Annotated in this window: 17 protein-coding genes; 9 read left to right on the top strand and 8 right to left on the bottom strand. The window is 68.3% G+C overall.

The annotated features are described in order from the left end of the window. The first annotated feature begins 5 nt into the window (after positions 1-5). From tyrS to lgt, 4 genes are all read left to right on the top strand, one after another. Positions 6-1,223, top strand: a complete 1,218-nt coding sequence (tyrS, locus tag INF26_RS02115; protein WP_193529077.1) for a tyrosine--tRNA ligase — start codon at positions 6-8, stop codon at positions 1,221-1,223. Positions 1,224-1,408: 185 nt separating this feature from the next. Next, positions 1,409-3,934, top strand: a complete 2,526-nt coding sequence (locus INF26_RS02120; protein WP_193529078.1) for a U32 family peptidase — start codon at positions 1,409-1,411, stop codon at positions 3,932-3,934. 41 nt (positions 3,935-3,975) lie between these two features. Then, entirely contained in the window at positions 3,976-4,212 is a 237-nt protein-coding gene (locus INF26_RS02125; RefSeq protein WP_087226890.1) for a NifU family protein, read from the top strand. Positions 4,213-4,229: 17 nt separating this feature from the next. Continuing rightward, on the top strand, positions 4,230-5,045 hold the full coding sequence (gene lgt, locus INF26_RS02130; RefSeq protein ID WP_193529079.1) for a prolipoprotein diacylglyceryl transferase: 816 nt from the start codon (positions 4,230-4,232) through the stop codon (positions 5,043-5,045). Between the two features lie 158 nt (positions 5,046-5,203). Here the strand turns inward: lgt and INF26_RS02135 are convergent, their stop codons facing one another. Next, positions 5,204-6,415, bottom strand: a complete 1,212-nt coding sequence (locus tag INF26_RS02135) for a putative ABC transporter permease (protein ID WP_193529080.1) — start codon at positions 6,413-6,415, stop codon at positions 5,204-5,206. A 132-nt stretch (positions 6,416-6,547) separates the two neighbouring features. Here INF26_RS02135 and INF26_RS02140 point away from each other — a divergent pair, with 132 nt between their 5' ends. Continuing rightward, entirely contained in the window at positions 6,548-7,117 is a 570-nt protein-coding gene (locus INF26_RS02140) for a winged helix-turn-helix domain-containing protein (protein WP_193529081.1), read from the top strand. A 69-nt stretch (positions 7,118-7,186) separates the two neighbouring features. After that, on the top strand, positions 7,187-8,416 hold the full coding sequence (locus INF26_RS02145; protein WP_193529082.1) for an MFS transporter: 1,230 nt from the start codon (positions 7,187-7,189) through the stop codon (positions 8,414-8,416). Between the two features lie 194 nt (positions 8,417-8,610). Here INF26_RS02145 and INF26_RS02150 read toward each other — a convergent pair whose 3' ends face one another. Next, positions 8,611-9,663 carry a hypothetical protein gene (locus INF26_RS02150; RefSeq protein WP_193529083.1) on the bottom strand — a complete coding sequence of 351 codons (1,053 nt, stop codon included), beginning with the start codon at positions 9,661-9,663 and terminating at the stop codon, positions 8,611-8,613. A 189-nt stretch (positions 9,664-9,852) separates the two neighbouring features. On the opposite strand from INF26_RS02150, the gene INF26_RS02155 reads away from it, so the two are divergent. From INF26_RS02155 to INF26_RS02165, 3 genes are all read left to right on the top strand, one after another. Then, entirely contained in the window at positions 9,853-10,224 is a 372-nt protein-coding gene (locus INF26_RS02155; protein WP_193529084.1) for a heavy-metal-associated domain-containing protein, read from the top strand. A gap of 91 nt (positions 10,225-10,315) precedes the next feature. Then, positions 10,316-10,591 (top strand): metal-sensing transcriptional repressor, encoded by a 276-nt coding sequence (locus tag INF26_RS02160; protein ID WP_075280486.1) that lies wholly within the window; start codon positions 10,316-10,318, stop codon positions 10,589-10,591. Between the two features lie 107 nt (positions 10,592-10,698). Further along, entirely contained in the window at positions 10,699-12,606 is a 1,908-nt protein-coding gene (locus INF26_RS02165) for a heavy metal translocating P-type ATPase (protein WP_193529085.1), read from the top strand. 77 nt (positions 12,607-12,683) lie between these two features. Here the strand turns inward: INF26_RS02165 and INF26_RS02170 are convergent, their stop codons facing one another. From INF26_RS02170 to INF26_RS02195, 6 genes are all read right to left on the bottom strand, one after another. Continuing rightward, positions 12,684-13,565 carry an acyl-CoA thioester hydrolase/BAAT C-terminal domain-containing protein gene (locus tag INF26_RS02170; RefSeq protein ID WP_193529086.1) on the bottom strand — a complete coding sequence of 294 codons (882 nt, stop codon included), beginning with the start codon at positions 13,563-13,565 and terminating at the stop codon, positions 12,684-12,686. Between the two features lie 48 nt (positions 13,566-13,613). Continuing rightward, positions 13,614-15,689: a heavy metal translocating P-type ATPase gene (locus tag INF26_RS02175; RefSeq protein ID WP_193529087.1), complete on the bottom strand. Its 2,076-nt coding sequence runs from the start codon at positions 15,687-15,689 to the stop codon at positions 13,614-13,616. A gap of 8 nt (positions 15,690-15,697) precedes the next feature. Continuing rightward, positions 15,698-16,015: a DUF6110 family protein gene (locus tag INF26_RS02180; RefSeq protein WP_193529088.1), complete on the bottom strand. Its 318-nt coding sequence runs from the start codon at positions 16,013-16,015 to the stop codon at positions 15,698-15,700. A gap of 151 nt (positions 16,016-16,166) precedes the next feature. Continuing rightward, a complete protein-coding gene (locus INF26_RS02185) occupies positions 16,167-16,802 on the bottom strand; it encodes a DUF6796 family protein (protein WP_193529089.1) in 636 nt (211 codons plus the stop codon). Between the two features lie 71 nt (positions 16,803-16,873). Next, complete coding sequence (locus INF26_RS02190; protein WP_193529090.1) at positions 16,874-17,302, bottom strand: flavodoxin; 429 nt, start codon at positions 17,300-17,302, stop codon at positions 16,874-16,876. Positions 17,303-17,340: 38 nt separating this feature from the next. Further along, on the bottom strand, positions 17,341-17,931 hold the full coding sequence (locus INF26_RS02195) for a DUF3793 family protein (RefSeq protein WP_193529091.1): 591 nt from the start codon (positions 17,929-17,931) through the stop codon (positions 17,341-17,343). Positions 17,932-18,106: the final 175 nt, after the last annotated feature.

The following is an 18,106-nucleotide window of genomic DNA, read 5'->3' on the forward strand; positions in this document are numbered from 1 at the left end:
GAGACTTGCTGCCAGTTGACGAACAGCTCAAGGTGATCACGTCCGGCACGATGCAGATCGTGCCGCTGGAGGAGCTCAAGAAGAAGCTCGAGAAGGGCACGCCGCTCAACATCAAGCTCGGCGTCGACCCCACCAGCCCTGACCTGCACCTCGGCCACGCGGTGCCGCTGCGCAAGATGCGCCAGTTCCAGGACCTCGGCCACAGCGTGACGCTCATCATCGGCAACGGCACGGCGCTCATCGGCGACCCGTCCGGCCGTGACTCCACCCGCCCGCCCCTCACCGAGGAGCAGGTCGAGGCCAACGCCCAGACCTACGTCGAGCAGGCCATGAAGGTGCTCGACCCTGAGAAGACCACGGTCCTGCACAACGGCGAGTGGCTCAAGGGCCTGAACCTCGCCGAGATGCTCAAGATCATGAGCCAGTTCAACGTGGCCCGCATCCTCGAGCGCGAGGACTTCCACAACCGCTACACCGAGGGCAAGTCCATCGGTCTGCACGAGTTCATCTACCCGGTGCTCCAGGCCTACGACTCCGTGGTCATCAAGGCCGACCTCGAGATGGGCGGCAACGACCAGATCTTCAACCTCCTCGCCGGCCGCGACCTCATGCGCGCCATGGGCATGGAGCCGCAGGTGGCCCTCACGATGCCGCTTCTGGTGGGCACCGACGGCCACAAGAAGATGTCCAAGAGCTACGGCAACTACGTGGGCCTCACCGACGAGCCGGCCGACATGTACGGCAAGGTCATGTCCATCACCGACGAGCTGGTGCCGCTCTACTGGCGCCTGTGCTCCACGGCCGACATGGACAAGCTCGACGCCATCGACGCCGCGTTCGCGGACGGCTCCGCCGACCCGTACGCGCTCAAGCGCGAGCTGGCCGCCAACATCGTGGACCTCTACCACGGCGAGGGTGCCGGCGCCGCGGCGAGCGCCGCCTTCGACGCGCAGTTCAAGCGCGCCGAGGCCCCCGAGGACATGCCGGAGTTCCCCGTGAGCGTGGCCGAGGTCAACGACGAGGGCAAGGTCTACCTGGGCAAGCTCCTCGTGGAGGTGGGCATCGCCAAGTCCGCCGGCGAGGCGCGCCGCCTCGTGGACGGCGGCGGCGTCAAGATCAACGGCGAGGCCGTGGCGCCCAAGTGCTACAACGTGGAGGCGTCGCTCTTCTCGGCCGGCACGACGGTCCAGTCCGGCAAGAAGCGCTGGGCGCGTCTGGTCTAGGACTGCGGATCCCGCCGCTGCGCGCAAACTCTGGCGTATGCGAAAGCGCTCCGGGGTCGAAGGTGATTTCGTGTTCTATATCTACAGCTAGATTGGGCGCGCCGTCCTTCTCGACATCCAAAGGGGACGGTGCGCTCTCGCATACGCCAGAGTTTGAAGGCCATGAGTTCCGAAGGGCGGCGCAGATGGCGAGAAGGACCACGTTCCTGGAGGGGCACGGCGTGCCCGAGCTGCTGGCGCCTGCCGGCGGGCCCGCGGCGTTCAACGCGGCGCTCGCGGCCGGGGCGGACGCCATCTACTGCGGCCTCGGAAGCGACTTCAACGCCCGCCGCGGCGCGGGGAACTTCGACGACGAGTCCTTCTCGGCCGCCTGCCGCCGGGCGCACCTGGCCGGCTCGCGCGTCTACGTGACCGTGAACGTGGCGGTGTCCTCCGAGGAGCTGCCGCGCGTGCTGGAGCTCGTGCGCCGCGCCTGGGGGCTCGGCGCCGACGCCTTCATCATCCAGGACTGGGGCCTCATGGCGGAGATCCGTCGCCGGTGGCCGGAAGTGGAGACCCACGTCTCCACGCAGGCGAACGTCCATGACGCGCGCGGCGTGGCTTGGTGCCGCGACGTCTGGGGCGTGGACCGCGTGACGCTCTCGCGCGAGCTCTCCCTGGCGGAGATCTCCCGCATCGCCGAGGAGGGCGTGGAGCTGGAGTGCTTCGGCCACGGGGCGCTGTGCTTCTGCTACTCGGGCGTGTGCCTCATGAGCTCGATGCGGGGCGGCCGCTCGGCGAACCGAGGCCTCTGCGCCCAGCCGTGCCGCCTGCCGTACGACCTGGTGGACGAGAAGGGCGAGGTGCTGGAGATTCCCGGCGTGGCCACGCAGGGCATCCCCGAGACGAGCCGCGGCGTGGGCGGCACGCGGCTGCTGTGCCCGAAGGACTACCGCACGGTCGACCGCGTGCGCGAGATGCGCGACGCCGGCGTGGGCTCGCTCAAGGTCGAGGGGCGCATGAAGGCGCCCGACTACGTGTTCTCCGTGGTGGCGGCCTACCGCGGCGCGCTCGACGCCCTGCGTGACGGCCGAGATGACGACGCCGCCCGCGCGGCCCGCGACCGGCGCCTGCGCCGCGCGTTCAACCGCGACTTCACCGAGAGCTACCTCTGGGGCGGCTCGGACAACGACATGATGAGCTACGAGCGCTCCAACAACCGCGGCGAGCTGGTCGGCCGCGTCGTGGGGTCGCGAGCGCTCGAGGACGCGCTCGTGCGGCGCGGCGGCGGCAACGGCGGTCGCGAGCGCATGCGGCGCGTCACGCGCGCCGACGTCGAGGTCCTTCTCGACGAGCCGGTGGGTGCCGGCGACCTGCTGGAGATCCGCCCGGTCGACGACCCGTCGCAGTTCCTGACCGCGCACGCGGCGGCCGACGCGGCGGCGGGGGAGACCATCACCTGCCGCACCGCCCGCCCGATGGAGGCCGGCTCGCTCGTGCGCGTGATTCGCTCCCAGGCGGCGCTCGACGAGGCCGAGCGCGTGGCCGAGAAGGACGTCGTGCGCCGCCGGCCGGTGCACGTGCGCGTGACGGCGCGCCTGGGTGAGCCGTTTGCGGTGGAGCTGGAGTGCGCCGACGGCGCCGCGGTCGCGCGCGCCGAGGGCTTCGTCGTGGAGGCCGCGCGCACGCGACCGGTCGCCGAGGCGGACCTCGTGGAGCACGTGGGACGCATGGGGCAGAGCGCCTTCGAGCCCGTGGGCTGGGACGTCTCGCTCGACGCCGGCTGCGGCATGCCCTTCTCGGCCGTGCACAAGGTCCGTGCCGAGGCGTGTCGCCTTCTGGAGGAGGCCCTGCTCGCGCCCTATGCCGATCGTGCGCTCTCTGCTGGAGAGCCCGACCATGCACACCCGTCGGTTTTCCCCCCGAACGACCCCCAAAACACCCAGGTGTGCGTGGTCGTGACGACGCCGGAGTGCGCCGAGGCCGCGCTCGCCGCCGGGGCGACGCGCGTCTACGCGTCCGCCGACGACCTCGCGCGGGGCTCGTGGCCGGACGGCGTCATTCCCTGGCTGGACGAGGTATGCCGCGAGGCCGACCACGCCCGCCTGGACCCGTGGGTCCACACGGGCGAGCCCGTCGCCGTGGGCAACGTCTCCGAGCTGGCCCTCGCCGCCGAGCGTGGTGCGCTGCCCGAGCTCCGCTCCTGCATCCCCGTCCACAACGCATCCGCGCTCGCCGCCCTCGCCGCCGCGGGTGCCGCGGGCGTCTGGCTCTCGCCCGAGCTCACGCTCGAGGAGGTCTGCGCGCTCGCCCGCACCTCGCCCGTTCCCGTGGGCCTCTCGGTCCTGGGCCGCGAGCGCGTGATGACGAGCGAGCACTGCGTCCTGCAGGCGCTCGGCCGCTGCCGCCACGACTGCGCTCGCTGCCCGGAGCGCGCCCGCGCGCTCTCCCTGCGCGACATCGACGGCAACCTCCTGCCCGTGCGCACGGACGTCAACGGCCGCTCGCGCATCTGGTGCGCCCAGCCGCTCGACGCGACCCCGCAGGTCCCGGAGCTCGTCGCTGCCGGTGTGACCCGTCTGCTCGTCGACGGCCAGCTCATGGGCGCCGACGAGGTCTCCGCCGCCGTGGCCCGCGTCGCCGCCGCGCTCGGGGCCGCGCGCGACGGCCGCCGTCCCGCCCCGCGCATGAAGGGCGCCACGTCAGGTCATCTCTTCTCACCCATTGGGTAAGATGTCTCACGGAACCATTCCAGCCCAGCGAAAGGAACACCATGGCTGTTGATCGCGCGCTTCTCGACGCAACCCTCGACGTTATCCGCCAGAGCCTCCAGGCCGACGGCGGCGACGTGGCCCTCATCGACGTGACCGACGACGGCGTCGTCACCCTGGAGATGCAGGGCGCCTGTGCCGGCTGCCCGCTCTCCTCCCTCGACATGTCCGAGGGCATCGAGCGCATCCTCATGGAGCACGTCCCCGGCGTGACGCGCGTCCAGCCGGCCGCCTTCTAGCGCGGGGCGAGAAGAACGTGCTGCTGAACGAGATCTATCACGCCCTCGATCCCGTGGCCTTCTCGCTGGGCCCGATTTCCGTGCGCTGGTACGCGCTGGCGTACCTCGCCGGCTTCGTCTGCGCGGGCGTGGTCATGTGGCGCACGCAGAGGCGCTGGGGGCTCGGCCTCACGCTCGACGACCTGCTCTCGATCGTGCTCGGCATCGTCTTCGGCGTGATCATCGGCGCGCGCCTGTTCTACGTGGTGTTCTACGGCGCGGGCTACTACCTCGAGAACCCGCTCGAGATCTTCATGCTCAACCACGGCGGCATGAGCTTCCACGGCGGCCTCGTAGGCGCCGTCGTGGGCGGCAGCCTGGTGTGCCGGCGCTACGGCATCTCCATCGCATCAGTCTGCGACCTGGGCGTTATCGGAGCGCCGATCGGTCTGTTCTTCGGCCGCTGTGCCAACTTCGTGAACGGTGAGCTCTGGGGCAAGGAGACCGACCTGCCCTGGGGCGTGATGTTCGAGACGGGCGGCGCGGTCTACCGCCATCCCTCGCAGCTCTACGAGGCCGTGCTCGAGGGCCTCGTGATCTTCGTGGTGCTCTACGCGCTGTCGCGCCGCGTGCCGCCGCGCCCGCAGGGCACCTTCATGGGCGCGTTTCTCGCGCTCTACGGCGTCTTCCGCTTTCTCGTGGAGTTCGTCCGCGTGCCGGACGCCCAGCTCGGCTACCTCTTCGGTCCCATCACGATGGGCCAGCTGCTGAGCCTGCCGCTCGTCCTTCTCGGCATCGCGATCCTGGTGGGCGCGCATCGGCTGGGTCGCCCGCAGCGCGGCTACCTGAGCTAGTCCCGCCGTGTCGTCCGGTGTCCCGGTGACCGCGCCGGCCTCTGTTGACTGACAGGTTTTACCGTCCATGCGCGCTCTCGGTTGCCCGCGAGCCGCAGAACTTGTCACTCAATCATGGAGCGGGACCGGTCCGGTGAGAAGGACGCCGCGCTCGCGCCCTACCCGCGGGCGGCGTCCTCGGGCGTGATCCTCATGGACTGGAAGCGGTGCGCCATGTAGGCGTCGTCGTAGTGCTCGGCGTAGAACTCCTCGACCGGCGAGCTGGGCGGAAGGCCGCTCTCGCGCTGGTACCAGCACTCAAGCGACTGCAGCGTCATGACGCCGTTCACCAGCATGAGGACGGCGCAGAGCGCGGTGAACGAGTAGCGCGCCTGCCAGGGGATGAGGTTGATGAGCTTGAGCAGCCACGGCAGGCAGACCTTGATCCAGACGAAGCCGAGCGCGCCCCACATGCACATGAAGAGCGTGGACGTGCGGCCGCCAAAGAGCGCGGCGATCGGGTCCGGGAAGAGCCCGAAGATCGTGGAGCCGGAGTAGTCCCAGGCCACGGCGCCAAAGCCGACCTGCATGAACCAGGAGACCGCCGCCTCGAAGAGGCCGCCGATCACGGCGGAGACCAGGAAGATGACCACGGGGTTCGCGCGATAGAAGCGGTTGAGCGCCACGGTCATGAGCACGGCGCCAAAGCCGTAGATCGGCGAGAAGGGCCCGTAGAGCATGCCGGCGCGGTCCTGGTAGACGCCCGGGTCCACGACGACCATGTGGTAGACGGTCTCGATGATGAGTCCGAGCACGCAGCAGACCACGAAGACCCAGAACAGGTTGAAGAAGTCCAGCTCGATGAAGCCGCGGTCTCCCTTGGCGCGGCCGAGCGTGCCCGCCTCAGCCTCCTCCTCGGTCTCCATGTCGCGCAGCTTGCGCTGGAGCTGGCGCTCGGAGATCAGCGTGGGGTCGACGGTCACGGAGATGACGAGAAGAACCACAAGTCGCACGCCGTCATAGATCAGGTTGTCGCCGAAGCCGTTGAGCATGATCTCCAGGATCAGGTTGACGATGCCCACGCCGAGCAGCGCGTAGGCGATCTGCGCCACGTGCCGGCGGCGGTTCTTGAGCACGAGCACGCCGAAGGCGACGTAGCCGACCGACGCCAGGAACATCGTGACGAGCTGGACGGCGACGAGCGTCATCGTGAGCGTGACGTCGTGACGCTCACGGTAGAGGTCCGCGCCGTACTGCACGAGCGGAATCGCGATGAGCGCGAGAAGGACGAGCACGGCCGCGGCAGTGATCAGGCAGTAGACGCCATAGACCTTGAGAAGCACGGAGATCTTGCGGCTCTCCGCGGGTGCGGGCGCTTCGTGGTTGCTCATGGGGCTCCTTCGGGCTGGGTGCATTGGCACCATCGTACCCCGTTCTTCTCGCTTCCAACTGGAGACGCGGACTGTTGACATTACAGAATATGTAACGTACTATAGCGTGAAACCATAAGAGAAGGAGGTCCCATGGCCAAGAAGACGCTGGACATCACGACGCGCGAGCAGCTGGACGTCTACATGAACCCGCAGCGCCAGCGCCTGCTGCACGAGATGCAGGTCCTCGCGCAGCCGGCCACGTGCAAGCAGCTGGCCGACGCCATGGGCATCTCCGCCTCCTCGGTCACGCACCACATGAAGAAGCTCGAGTCGCTCGGCCTGGTGGAGCTCGACCACACCGAGGTCATCCGCGGCATCACCGCGCGCTACTGGCGGGCCGTGCCCACGGACGTGTCGCTGCGCGCCAACGAGGGCGGGGACCTCCAGGAGGAGAAGATGTTCCTCGTGGACTACCTCAACCAGCAGGTCTTCGCGGGGCTGCGCACCTACGCGGCGTCGGACGCGGTGGAGCGCGAGAAGGAGCTGGGCCTTGCCCACGGCGAGCTGCTCAGCGGCGTGATGTACCTCACGGAGGACGCGGCGCGGGAGTTCCAGGACGTGGTGCGCGCGTTTGTCGAGAAGTACGACCAGCCGCAGGAGGGTACGGTGCCCTGGGAGTTCAGCGTGGCCTGCTACCCGCATCGGAGCTTCCCGGAGTAGGCGCCGGCCGCCCGCGCGATCATCCGCACAACCTAACTCGTAGAAGGCCCGACAAGGGAGGGGTTCGTCATGGAGAAGAACCGCGTTCTGCCCGTCTCGCACGCGATCGTGTTCCTGCTGATCCATCTGGGGACGGGGCTTGCCGCGCCGGTGCTCTCGCTCATGCTGCTCGCCCGCGGCGCCACGCTGGCGACGCTGCCTTTCGTCGTGGGCGTGACGACCGTGGTCACGTGCCTTCTCGAGGTGCCGAGCGGGATCGCCGCGGACGTTCTGGGGCGCCGGCGGGTCTTCGCGCTCTCGATGGCGCTGCAGGTGGCGACCTACGTGGTGCTGCTCGCGACCCCGAGCCTCGCCGTGGTGGCAGTCTCGGGCCTCCTGCGCGGCCTCGCCCTCGCGGCGCGCACGGGGACGCTCGAGGCGGTCGAGCTGGACCGCGTGGTGGCGGGGCACCCGGAGGCGGCGGGGCGGCTTGCCGCACTCGACGCCCTCAACGGGAGGCTCGCGCTGCTGGAGTCAGCGGGCGTGGGTGCGGGTGCCATCGCTGGCGGCGTGCTGGCTATGCTCGACCCCAGCTACGTGCTGCTCATTGGTTGCATCATTGCGTCCGGGGCGGCCGCGCTGGCGGGTGGCCTGGCCCTCTTCCCGCCGGACGAGCGCTCGAGCGTTCCGGTGTGCGAGCGGTTGCGCTCCACCCTCGCCGACATGCGCGCGACGCTCGCTCGGCCGGGCGACATCCGCCTGGTGCTCGCCGCCTCAGCTTCCGCGGGCGTGGTGATGGTCGTCGTGGAGACGTACTGGCAGCTCGCCTTCGAGAGCCTTGTGGGCGAGGGCGGCACGTGGCTGCTCGGTTTCGTCAACTGCGCGGGCATGGGTGCGGCGGCGCTCGGCAGCGCGGCGGCGATGCGCTGGGGGAGCGCGGCGTCCGGGGCGCACGGTCGGCGCGGGCTCTACCTGGCGCTGCAGGCGGCGGCGATCGTCTGCCTGGCGCTCTTCTCGGCCGCCGCGAGCGTGCCCGTGTTCGTGGCCGTCTACGTGGCGCTCTACCTCGCGCTCGGAGCGCGCAGCGTGATCGAGCAGACCGTGCTCCACAACGCCGTCCCCTCGCGCGAGCGCTCCGGCATGGCATCCGTGCAGTCAATCGCCCTGCGCGCTGGCGGCCTCGCGGGCTCGGCGGCGAGCGGGCCGGCCGTGGCGGCGCTCACGCTTGCTGGTGCGTGGCCGGTCCTCGCCGCGCTCGCGGCCGTGCTTGCTGCCCTCGGCGCCCGCCGCCGCTCCCTCACAGGGTGTGTACGAGATTAAGAATATGATGTACTTCTCGCCAATGCGCTGACCTGCGGTTTCACGATTGCATGGTACCGTATCAATTCTGCAACAGTGTACATACCCTAAGATGGGGTGCACATACCCTGAACGGGAGGGGTGCACATACCCTGAACGGGGGGTGCACACACCCTGACCGGGAAGCGCCCTCTGGCGAGAAGGACCTGGTCCCGCTAGTCGGCCGGCTCGACGCGAATCCACAGGTACGCCTCGGAGTGCTCGTCCCACTCGTCTTGCGCGTCAGTGAAGAAGTAGCATGCCACCTCGGCGCCGTCGACGAGCGCCGTCTCGCCGACGTCGTAGTGGTCGAGGGAGATGCCCTCGTACGGCGAGCCCGCAAGGAAGGCCTCCCGGAACTCCGGGAAGAGCTCGTGCGCGGTGACGAGCCCGGGGACGAGGGCGGGGACGTCCGCCGCGGCGAGGGCGTCGTGCAGGAGCGCCAGGTCCTTCTCGGCCTGCGCGAGGTTCTCCTCCTGGCTCAGTGCGGGGTCGACGGCGAGGTGGTACCCGGTCTCGATGACCTGCCCGTCGTTGTTGATGTCGACGCGTATGCTGCTGCCGGTCTCCTCGCCCGCCTCGTCCACGACGTCACCGGTCACGTAGTAGCTGACCTTATCGTGCTCCCTGGTGGGGTCGATGCTGAACGGGTCCAGCCCGGCGTCCGCAAAGGAGGCCTCGAGCGCACGGGTGGTCTGAGCGGCGGTCTCCATCTCCTGTCGCATGGTCTGGGCGCGCCCCACGAAGTGCGGCACGTACACGGCGGCGAGAAGGACGAGAGCGACCGCGAGCACGCGGCGGAGGAAGCGCCGGTGGTCGGGCAGCGAGATGCCGAGCGGCTCGGCGATCTCCCAGGACGCCCGCAGGAGGCCGCTCCCATCCTCCCGTGCGGTAAAGGGCGCCTCGGGCTTTTCGCGGGACGGGTTCTCGCGAAGCGCAGCCTCTGCCTTGGCGGCGACAGAGCCCCACGTCTTCTTGTTGAGGTCGCAGCGCGAGGCAAGCATGGCGTAGCTGGTCGCGACCGTGAATGCGACCACGATGGCGAGCATGGTGAAGAGTCCGACGAGGTACAGCCCGGTGTTGTGGAAGACGAGGTCGTCGAGCATGCTGAGGAAGAGGAACTCGCCCATGACAATGAGGATGCAGGTGAAGCCGCGCCGCGGGAGCGGGCCCATGACGTAGTACCAGCGGACGAGCAGCCGCTCCCAGCCTGTGACGTCTGCGTTCATAGGGCCCTCCCCTGCGCGTAGGTTGGACAGATTATATCCCGCGGCCGTAGTGCAAGGGAGTCTGAAAGTTATGGGCGGTTAACAGTTGCCTCAAAATAGTTTACTATGTCTAACATGATTCAAAAGAGGACAGACCCCTTTTGAATCATTCGGCGGGCGAGAAGAACGTGGGCTCGTAAGGGGGTTGCCATGATCAACGTCATTATCGTCCTGGCCGTGGTGGCGGTCGTCCTTCTCGCTGTGCAGCGCTACCTGCGGACGCTCCGCCGGGGCGGCTGCGGCTGCGGGTGCTCGGGCGGGGACGCTGGGTCCCACGTCGCGCGCCCGCAGGTCGCCGACACCAACGAGGCGCACTACCCCTACGCGGCAGACCTCACCGTCGAGGGGATGCACTGCGAGCACTGCCTCGCCACGGTGGAGGCCGCTCTCGACGACATCGGCGGCGTGTGGGCGCGTGCGAGCCTGCCCGACCGCGTGCGCGTGCTCTCCAAGGACCCGATCGACCCTGCGGCGCTGGCCGCAGCCGTGGAGTCCGCCGGCTACCGGGTGACCCAAGGGTGATTCAAAAGGAGACGCCCCCCCCTTTGAATCACCCGACGCGCTATGATGGCAGGATGCTATTGCGGCAGTGCGCGTGCGGGGAGGAGACTCGATGAGGCAGTGCATGGATGCGGCGAACCTCCACAGGCGCCTGCACAAGATCATCGGCCAGGTGCAGGCCATTGATCGCATGGTAGACGAGGACGTGCCGTGCGAGGACATCCTCTCGCAGATTAACGCTGCGAAAAGCGCCCTGCATCGGTGCGGCCAGGTTGTGCTCGAAGGGCACATCCAGCACTGCGTGCGCGACGGCATCGAGCACGGGGACGCGGACAAGACCGTCGCCGACTTCACCAAGGCCGTCGAGCGCTTCGCCAACATGATCTAGTGCCCCAGCTGAAAAAAAGAACTTCGGCTTGACCCCTCCTCCTCAAAGCGATATACCCATAGGGGTATAGGTATCAAAACGCGCCGGCGAGAAGGACGGGGACGCTCATGATCGAAGGCCTAGAGAAACTGCTGGCGTGGGGCGGAACCAGGCGCGACATTGCCTTTCTCGCCGTCTCGGGCGTGGCACTCGTGCTCTCGCTCGCGGGCGTCGAGCCGTTCCCGTTCTCGATCGCGTGGGTGGCCATCATCCTGTGCGGCGTGCCCATCATCCTAGAGGCCGTCATCGGCCTCGTGACCGAGTTCGACGTCACGGCCGACGTGCTCGTCTCGCTCGCCCTCATCGCGAGCGTCTTCATCGGCGAGGACTTCGCTGCGGGCGAGGTCGCCTTCATCATGCAGCTCGGCGGCCTGCTCGAGGAGCTCACCGTGGCGCGCGCCCGTGCCGGCATCGAACGGCTCGTCCATCTGACGCCGCGCACGGCGCGGCGCATCGCCCGCGCGTCCGCCGAGGGGGCCGAGCCGCGCCCCGTGGCGGAGGAGACCATCGCGGCGGAAGCCGTTCAGGTGGGCGACATCCTACGCGTGCTGCCCGGGGAGGCCGTGCCCGTAGATGGCGTCATCGTCTCCGGTCAGACCTCGGTCAACCAGGCGGTCATGACCGGCGAGAGCCTGCCGGTGGACAAGGGCCCGGGGGATGAGGTGTCGTCCGGCACGGTCAACCAGTTCGGCTCGTTCGACATGGCCGCGACGCGCGTGGGCGAGGACTCGTCCATCCAGCGGATGATTCGCCTCGTGCAGTCGGCCGACGCCGGCAAGGCCAAGATCGTGAACCTCGCCGACCGCTGGGCGGTGTGGATCGTCGCTATCGCCCTTGTGGCAGCAGTTCTCACCTATCTCGTGACGGGCGAGATAATCCGCTCGGTCACCATCCTCGTCGTCTTTTGTCCGTGTGCGCTCGTGCTCGCCACGCCCACAGCCATCATGGCGGCGATCGGCAACGCCACCAGGCACGGCTTTCTGGTGCGTGAGGGGGACGCGCTCGAGCGCCTGGCGCAGGTCAGGCGCGTGTGCTTTGACAAGACGGGCACGCTCACCACGGGGGAGCCGCAGGTCGTGGCTGTGTTCTCGGGCGAGAAGGACGTGAGTGAGGAGACCCTGCTCGCGATTGCCGGCGCGGCCGAGAAGCGATCCGAGCACCCCCTCGGGCGCGCCATCGTGGCCGCGACCACGGAGCGCGCCGGAGCGGCGCCGAAGGACCCGACGTCCTTTGCCATGGTGCCCGGTCGCGGCGTGGTGGCCGAGGTGGGCGGGCGCACGGTGTACGCCGGCAGCGCCGCGCTGCTGGCGGAGCACGGTCTGGCTATACCGGACGCGCTGGGGAGGCGCGTGGACGCTGCGCGCGCCGAGGGGGCAACGATTACCTATCTCGGCTGGGGCGACGCGGCAGCGGGGTTCATTGCGCTCGCCGACCGCGTGCGCGAGAACGCCACCTCTACGCTTTCGGCAGTGCGGGAGACGGGCGTGGAGCCGGTGCTCCTCACGGGTGACCACGAGGCGGCGGCCGCCCACGTGGCTGCCGAACTCGGCATCACCACCTACAAGGCCGCCTGCCTGCCCGAGGACAAGCTCTCCTTCATCGATGACTCGGAGCGCGCGGGCAAGGGAGTTTGTATGGTCGGCGACGGCGTCAACGACGCGCCTGCGCTCAAGCGCGCGCTCGTGGGCATCGCCATGGGCGGCATCGGCAGCGATATCGCCGTCGACGCGGCGGACATCGCACTCGTGAACGATGACATCGCCGAGCTGCCGCACCTCCTGCGCCTCTCCCGCCGCATGATGACGACCATCAAGATCAACCTCACGTTCTCGATGACGCTCAACTTCATCGCGATCGCGCTCGCCATCTCGGGCGTCCTGAACCCTGTGGTGGGCGCCCTCGTGCACAACGCGGGCTCGGTGCTCGTTATCGTCAACTCCGCGCTTCTACTGGGATGGAAGCCGCGCGTTCGGTAAGGCTGCTAGGGGCGGTATTCGGCCTAGCGGCGAGCTTGATGATTGACGCTTGCGAGGCGTCGCTGTAGAAGCGTCCGTTACCACCGGGCGAGAAACGCGAGCGTCTGGGTGAAGGCGTCCTCGCGGCTTTGCCGGCATGCTTCGGGGTGGGCACGCTCGACGCGGAAGAGCTTGAGCGAGGGTGTCTCCATGGGCACGAGGATGTGGCTCGCGTACTCGTAGGAGCGTCGCGTGATCTCGAAGGGATGGGCGTGCTTGGCGAGGCACTGCTCGACGATCCGACAGGCCTCGTCGCTCGGCCACATGGCGTCATGCGAGGGGCTGGCGAGAAGGACGGGCCCGTTGATGCGCTCCACGGCAATCCAGGCCTCCTTGGGCGCGCGCTCGACGATCCGCTCGTAGACGAAGCGCATGTCGAGCTGGCGCTCGGTGACGATACGGCGGATGATGCCGAGGTAGGGGAGCCTCCCGCCGCCCCGCGCGCAGGGCACGGGCTCGCCGCGCCAGGTCCAGCTCGAGCGGTCGCTCAGACCCTTGCCGGCAAGGCTTTTGTTGCCGGTGATGCCCGGCATGGCGCAGGCGAGCGGGGAGATGGCGACGACGCAGGTGATCTGAGGCATGAGCGAGGCGGCGAGAAGCGCCAGCTCGCCGCCCTTGGAGATGCCGTAGATCCCCACGCGGTCAAAGCCACGCTGCCGGAGATAGGCGACGGCACGTTCGATTGGCTCGATCGGCACCTCGATGAGCTCATCGGGGAGTCCCGGCACGTTCCAGTAGCACAGGCCGAGCGCCGCGATGCCCTCCCGTGCGAAACGCGCACCGAGGTTGCGCGGGATGTTCTCGTTGCCCTCGCTGCCGCCGAGCACGATGAGCGCCTTGCCGGAGTACGCTTCGACGTGCCGCCCCGGAAGGTGGAGGAATCCGAAGAGGCCGTCCTTCTCGACCGTGAACCGCTCCATGTCTCCACTTCCCAACGACAGGCTCCACAGCGGACTGGTTGATGCCTCCTAGAGACGTCGGGCGCTTTCTGCTGCCAGCGCGATGGTGGTGCCGTTGTGCAGGAGCGCCGAGACCTGGGGCTGGATGATGCCGGCGATTCCCGCGGCGAGAAGCGCCGAGTTGATGCCCATGACCGCGACGAACGAGCGGTCGAGCCGCCCCATGAGAGAACGGCTGAGCGCGTGCAGGCGCACGATGGCGTCGAGCCCGCCCGCGGCGAGCGTGACGTCGGCGACCTCCTGCGCGATGGCGGTACCTGTGCCCATGGCAATGCCCACGTCGGCAGCGAAGAGCGCCGGCGCGTCGTTGACGCCGTCGCCCACCATGACGACGCGTTGTCCGCGGGCCACGAGCGCCTCCACGTAGGCATGCTTGTCCTCGGGGAGCAGGTCAGCGCGGTACTCGGTGATGCCCGCCTCGGCGGCGATGCGTGCGGCGGTGCGCTCGTTATCGCCGGTGAGCATGATGATGTGGTCGATGCCCTGCGAGCGAAGCGCCGCAATTGCCTCGGGCACTCCTGCCTTTAAGGGATCCTCGATGCCGAGCGCGCCCACCAGCTTTCCGTCTTGGGCGAGGTAGAGCGGCGAGAGGCCTTCGAGCTCGCCGTCGATGAGCGCCTCTGCCTCGGGGGTGACCTCGACGTGCTCGTCCTCCATCACGAAGTGGCGGCTTCCGATGACGATTCTCTTGCCATCGAGCGCCGACGCGATGCCGTGCGCCACGATATAGGAGACCTCGGCGTGGCGCTCGCGATGCTCGAGACCGCGTGCGGCGGCCGCCGCCACCACGGCGCGTGCCACGGGGTGGGGGAAGTGCTCCTCCAGACAGGCCGAGGTGCGCAGGACCTCGTCCTCGGTCCAATCGGGCGCGAGGGCGAGTACGCGCGCGACCCGGGGCGTCGCCTCGGTGAGCGTTCCCGTCTTGTCGAACACGATGGTGTCGGCGGAGGCGATGGCTTCGAAATGCTTGGCACCCTTGACGGTCATGCCCTCGTGAGCGCTCTGACTCATGGCGGCGAGCACGCTGATGGACGACGTGAGCCTGAGGGCGCAGGAGTAGTCGACCATGAGGGCGGCCGACGTCTTTGCGAGGCTTTTCGTGGTCGCCGCCACAAACCCCGCAAGCAGGAAGTTCCACGGCACGAAGCGGTCTGCGAGGTGCTCGCGGCGCGTCTGGACCTCACTTTTGAGCTGCTCGGAGGCTTCAACGAGATTCACGATGGAGCGGAGCTTGGTCGATGCGGGCTCGGCGCCCACGCGGATGACGATCTCGCCCTCTTCAACCGCGGTACCGGCAAAGACGTCGTCGCCGGCCATGCGCTCGACGGCAAGCGGCTCGCCGGTGAGTGCCGCCTGGTTGACCATGGCCGCACCGCGTACCACCACGCCATCGACGCACACGGGCATGCCGGTGCGCGCCACGACGAGGTCGCCCGCGCGGAGGCTCTGGGCGGGCACGGTGACCTCCTCGCCGTCCTCGAGGCGACGCGCGCTTTGGGGGATGGCCATGAGAGAGCGGATGAGCTCGTGCTCGGAGTGCGTGCGGGTGGCGTCCTCGAGAGCCTCGCCCAGATCGAGCAAGAACATGGTGCTTGCCGCGGTCTTTGGGTCGCGCTTGGCAAACGAGAGGCCGATGGCCGAGGCGTCGAGCACCGGCACGTCGAGACGCCCGCGCCTGAGCGAGGCGAGGCCGGCGCGCAGGAACCCGAGGTAGTGAAGCCCGGCCCATACCGCGCGCAGCGCGGGAGGGAGGAGCCAGCGGCGGATCAGGTGGTTGCCCACGAGGCGGACGATGCTGCGCGCAACGGGCGCGCCCACGGGCACGAGCGCCGCAGGCGTCTGGACGCTCGTCTTTTCGAGCTGGGGGAGTGCGAGCGCATCCAGTCGATCAAACAGGGCCGTCCTTGCGGGAGCGTCGCGATACCAGACGGCAACCGAGCGGATGCGAGGATAGGCGCGCACGCGCTCGACGCCCGCCCAAGAGGAGAGCGTCGTCTCGAGAGCGATGACGTCGGATGCGACAAGACGCTCGATGAGCGTCAGGCGCACTCGCCCCGGCACCTCATGTTCGATGGCGTATCGCACGGTCGCGCCTACGCCTCAGCGGGAGCGGGCTCGACGGGCGCGGCTGCGTCGGTTGCTTTGGACGTTTCCTGGTCCTCGTCATCCTCGGTGTCGTAGACGGTCTCGTTAAGGTACGTGGCCTCGGCGACGATGTCATCCATCTCGGCGCGGGTGCGCTCGATGGCATCCTCGCAGGCGCGCTTGGCGCGCAGGCCCGCCGCGACGGCCTCGACGTAGAGGCGCTTGGCCGCGTCGCTCGTGAGCACCTTGCCGCCGACCGACCCGATCAACACCCCCGCGCCCAAAAGCAGGCCGTGCGTTCCCTTGAGAAAACCTAGAGCACTCATGTCGGACTCCCTCCGTCGCGCACAAAAGTACGCCTTGGTGAACAGTTTCAAGTCAACTGTAGCTCACATTTGAGGAATGGTCGGCGTGATTTCCGCAAGGGGTCAAATGGGGACTGTCCCGTATGCGCAAAAGGGACATCCCTTTTGCGCGTTACCCAGCGAGCTTGCAGACGAGCATCGCGGCGAACATGATCGTGAAGACGAGGTTGCTCCACCCGCCGAAGAGGACGCAGCGCGCCGGCTGCGGCACGCGCATCCACACGAGGCCGAGAAGCGACGTGACCAGCGGCGTGAGGACGACAAACCATGCGGGAAAGACCGTCTGCCCCAGTACGACGGCGATGCCGAGCACAACAAAGCCCAGGTACATGGGCACGGTGGCAAACCGCATGACGAACATGATGTTGCCCGCGACCTCGTCATACAGTTCCTCTCGCCCTGCCTTGGCGATGACGGAGAGATAGACGTACTGGGCGTGGTAGGCGCCGCCGCAGATGAGGGCAAGGGCGAGCAGCGCCGCGGCCAGCCAGACGAGCCAGGAGAGCTCGCCGTGCGCGACGAGCGCAAGCCCCGCAAATCCGAGCACGTACAGGAACGCGGCGACGGGCCCCAGCGCGCCCCCGATGCGCACGCGGCCTGCCGGCACGTCTCGCATGATGCGCATGTACGGCCGGAGGGTGCCGTCCATGTCGTAGGCGCCGGGCGTGAAGTAGAGTAGCATGTCCCCGGCAAACATGAGGATAGAGCCCAGGAGCCCCAGGGCGAGAAGAACGAGCGTCGCTGGCATGGCGCCTCCCATCCATCGCGGGCGTCAGATGGCCCCGGAGCCTGCCCGGCCCCGGGGCCTCAGGGCAAGCCTTACGCCTCGACGAGGCTCCTTGCGGCAGCCTCGAGTGCGGCTACGGCGTCGTCGTCGGGGGCCTCGTTGGCGATGACGGTGCAGACCACGTTCACGCCTGCCCCCTCGGCGTCCGCCTGCCAGGTTTCCATCCACTCGCCGGTGCCCCAGCCGTAGCTGCCGAACAGCGCCACAGGCTTGTCGCCCAGCGCGCCCACGCACGCCTCCCAGACCGGCTCGAACTCGTCAGACTCAAGTTCCTCGGCGCCCATGGCGGGGCAGCCAAAGGCGAATGCGTCATAGTTGGGTACGTCATCTGCCGAGAAGTCCGCGACGGGCACGACGCGGGCCTCGGCCCCCGCCGCGACGACGCCCGACTCGAGCGCGTGGGCCATCTCCTCGGTGTTGCCCGTTCCCGTCCAGTACACGATTGCGATGTTCTTGCTCATGGAAGTCTCCCTCCGTCGTGCGGGCTCGGCCGCCCCTGTCATGCCGTTGCCATCCGAAGAAGCCCCCGCAGGGGCGTTCCCTCGGAGTAGAGCCTCTTGATCCTGAGCTCCTCGCGCTCGAGCTCCTTGAAGCGCCGCAGCGCCTCGTCCACGTCTCCGTAGACCTTCCAGCGTCCGCACGCCCGTGCTCCCTGGCCCCCGTCCGACATGAAGCCGTCGACGTCCTCGATGGGGTAGCCGAGGACAAAGCCGATCTCATGGGGAAAGGGGGTCCTGTCGTTGTAGTAGGCGCGCAGGCGACGCCTGAGCTCTCCCATGAGCGCCCCGCTTCGAGAGGGGAGGTGGTTCTTGGCGAGAAACTCGAGCGCCCCCGCGTCGGAGAGAAGACGCCGGATGCGGCGCGGACGCCAGACGAGCAGCATCGCCCGCCCTTCTCGCCATCCCAGCAGGGAAACGCGCACGCCGAAGCGCCGAAGGTGCCACGCGTAGGTTCCTATGAGGGTCTTTACGCGGAGGCGGCACATGGACGTCGGACGCGGGGCATCGTCGGGCGGCATCCGGAAGCCAAAGACTGCGGCCGGCTTGCATCCCGCAAGCACGATGCCCGCCTGACAGACGAGACAGCGCACGAACCTCGCCTCAAGATGCTCCTGAGGCGAGGCGCTGCCAGCGTCAACGGCAAGGCAGATGTCCATCCCCTGACCCATACGCCTCCAACAGTTAGCCTATTCTAACTCCGTTGAGCATAGAGTAAACCTTAGCTAACATATTGTCCATGATCCAAAAGGGGACAGTCCCCTTTTG

It is taken from the genome of Thermophilibacter gallinarum, assembly GCF_014982725.1.
GTDB classification, from domain to species: Bacteria; Actinomycetota; Coriobacteriia; order Coriobacteriales; family Atopobiaceae; genus Thermophilibacter; species Thermophilibacter gallinarum.

Coding starts and splice junctions, on each gene's coding strand:
- INF26_RS02120 (WP_193529078.1), top strand. CDS start 1,409: ATGGCGAGAAGGACCACGTTCCTGGAGGGGCACGGCGTGCCCGAGCTG.
- INF26_RS02125 (WP_087226890.1), top strand. CDS start 3,976: ATGGCTGTTGATCGCGCGCTTCTCGACGCAACCCTCGACGTTATCCGC.
- INF26_RS02135 (WP_193529080.1), bottom strand. CDS start 6,415: ATGAGCAACCACGAAGCGCCCGCACCCGCGGAGAGCCGCAAGATCTCC.
- INF26_RS02140 (WP_193529081.1), top strand. CDS start 6,548: ATGGCCAAGAAGACGCTGGACATCACGACGCGCGAGCAGCTGGACGTC.
- INF26_RS02145 (WP_193529082.1), top strand. CDS start 7,187: ATGGAGAAGAACCGCGTTCTGCCCGTCTCGCACGCGATCGTGTTCCTG.
- INF26_RS02150 (WP_193529083.1), bottom strand. CDS start 9,663: ATGAACGCAGACGTCACAGGCTGGGAGCGGCTGCTCGTCCGCTGGTAC.
- INF26_RS02155 (WP_193529084.1), top strand. CDS start 9,853: ATGATCAACGTCATTATCGTCCTGGCCGTGGTGGCGGTCGTCCTTCTC.
- INF26_RS02160 (WP_075280486.1), top strand. CDS start 10,316: ATGAGGCAGTGCATGGATGCGGCGAACCTCCACAGGCGCCTGCACAAG.
- INF26_RS02165 (WP_193529085.1), top strand. CDS start 10,699: ATGATCGAAGGCCTAGAGAAACTGCTGGCGTGGGGCGGAACCAGGCGC.
- INF26_RS02170 (WP_193529086.1), bottom strand. CDS start 13,565: ATGGAGCGGTTCACGGTCGAGAAGGACGGCCTCTTCGGATTCCTCCAC.
- INF26_RS02180 (WP_193529088.1), bottom strand. CDS start 16,015: ATGAGTGCTCTAGGTTTTCTCAAGGGAACGCACGGCCTGCTTTTGGGC.
- INF26_RS02185 (WP_193529089.1), bottom strand. CDS start 16,802: ATGCCAGCGACGCTCGTTCTTCTCGCCCTGGGGCTCCTGGGCTCTATC.
- INF26_RS02190 (WP_193529090.1), bottom strand. CDS start 17,302: ATGAGCAAGAACATCGCAATCGTGTACTGGACGGGAACGGGCAACACC.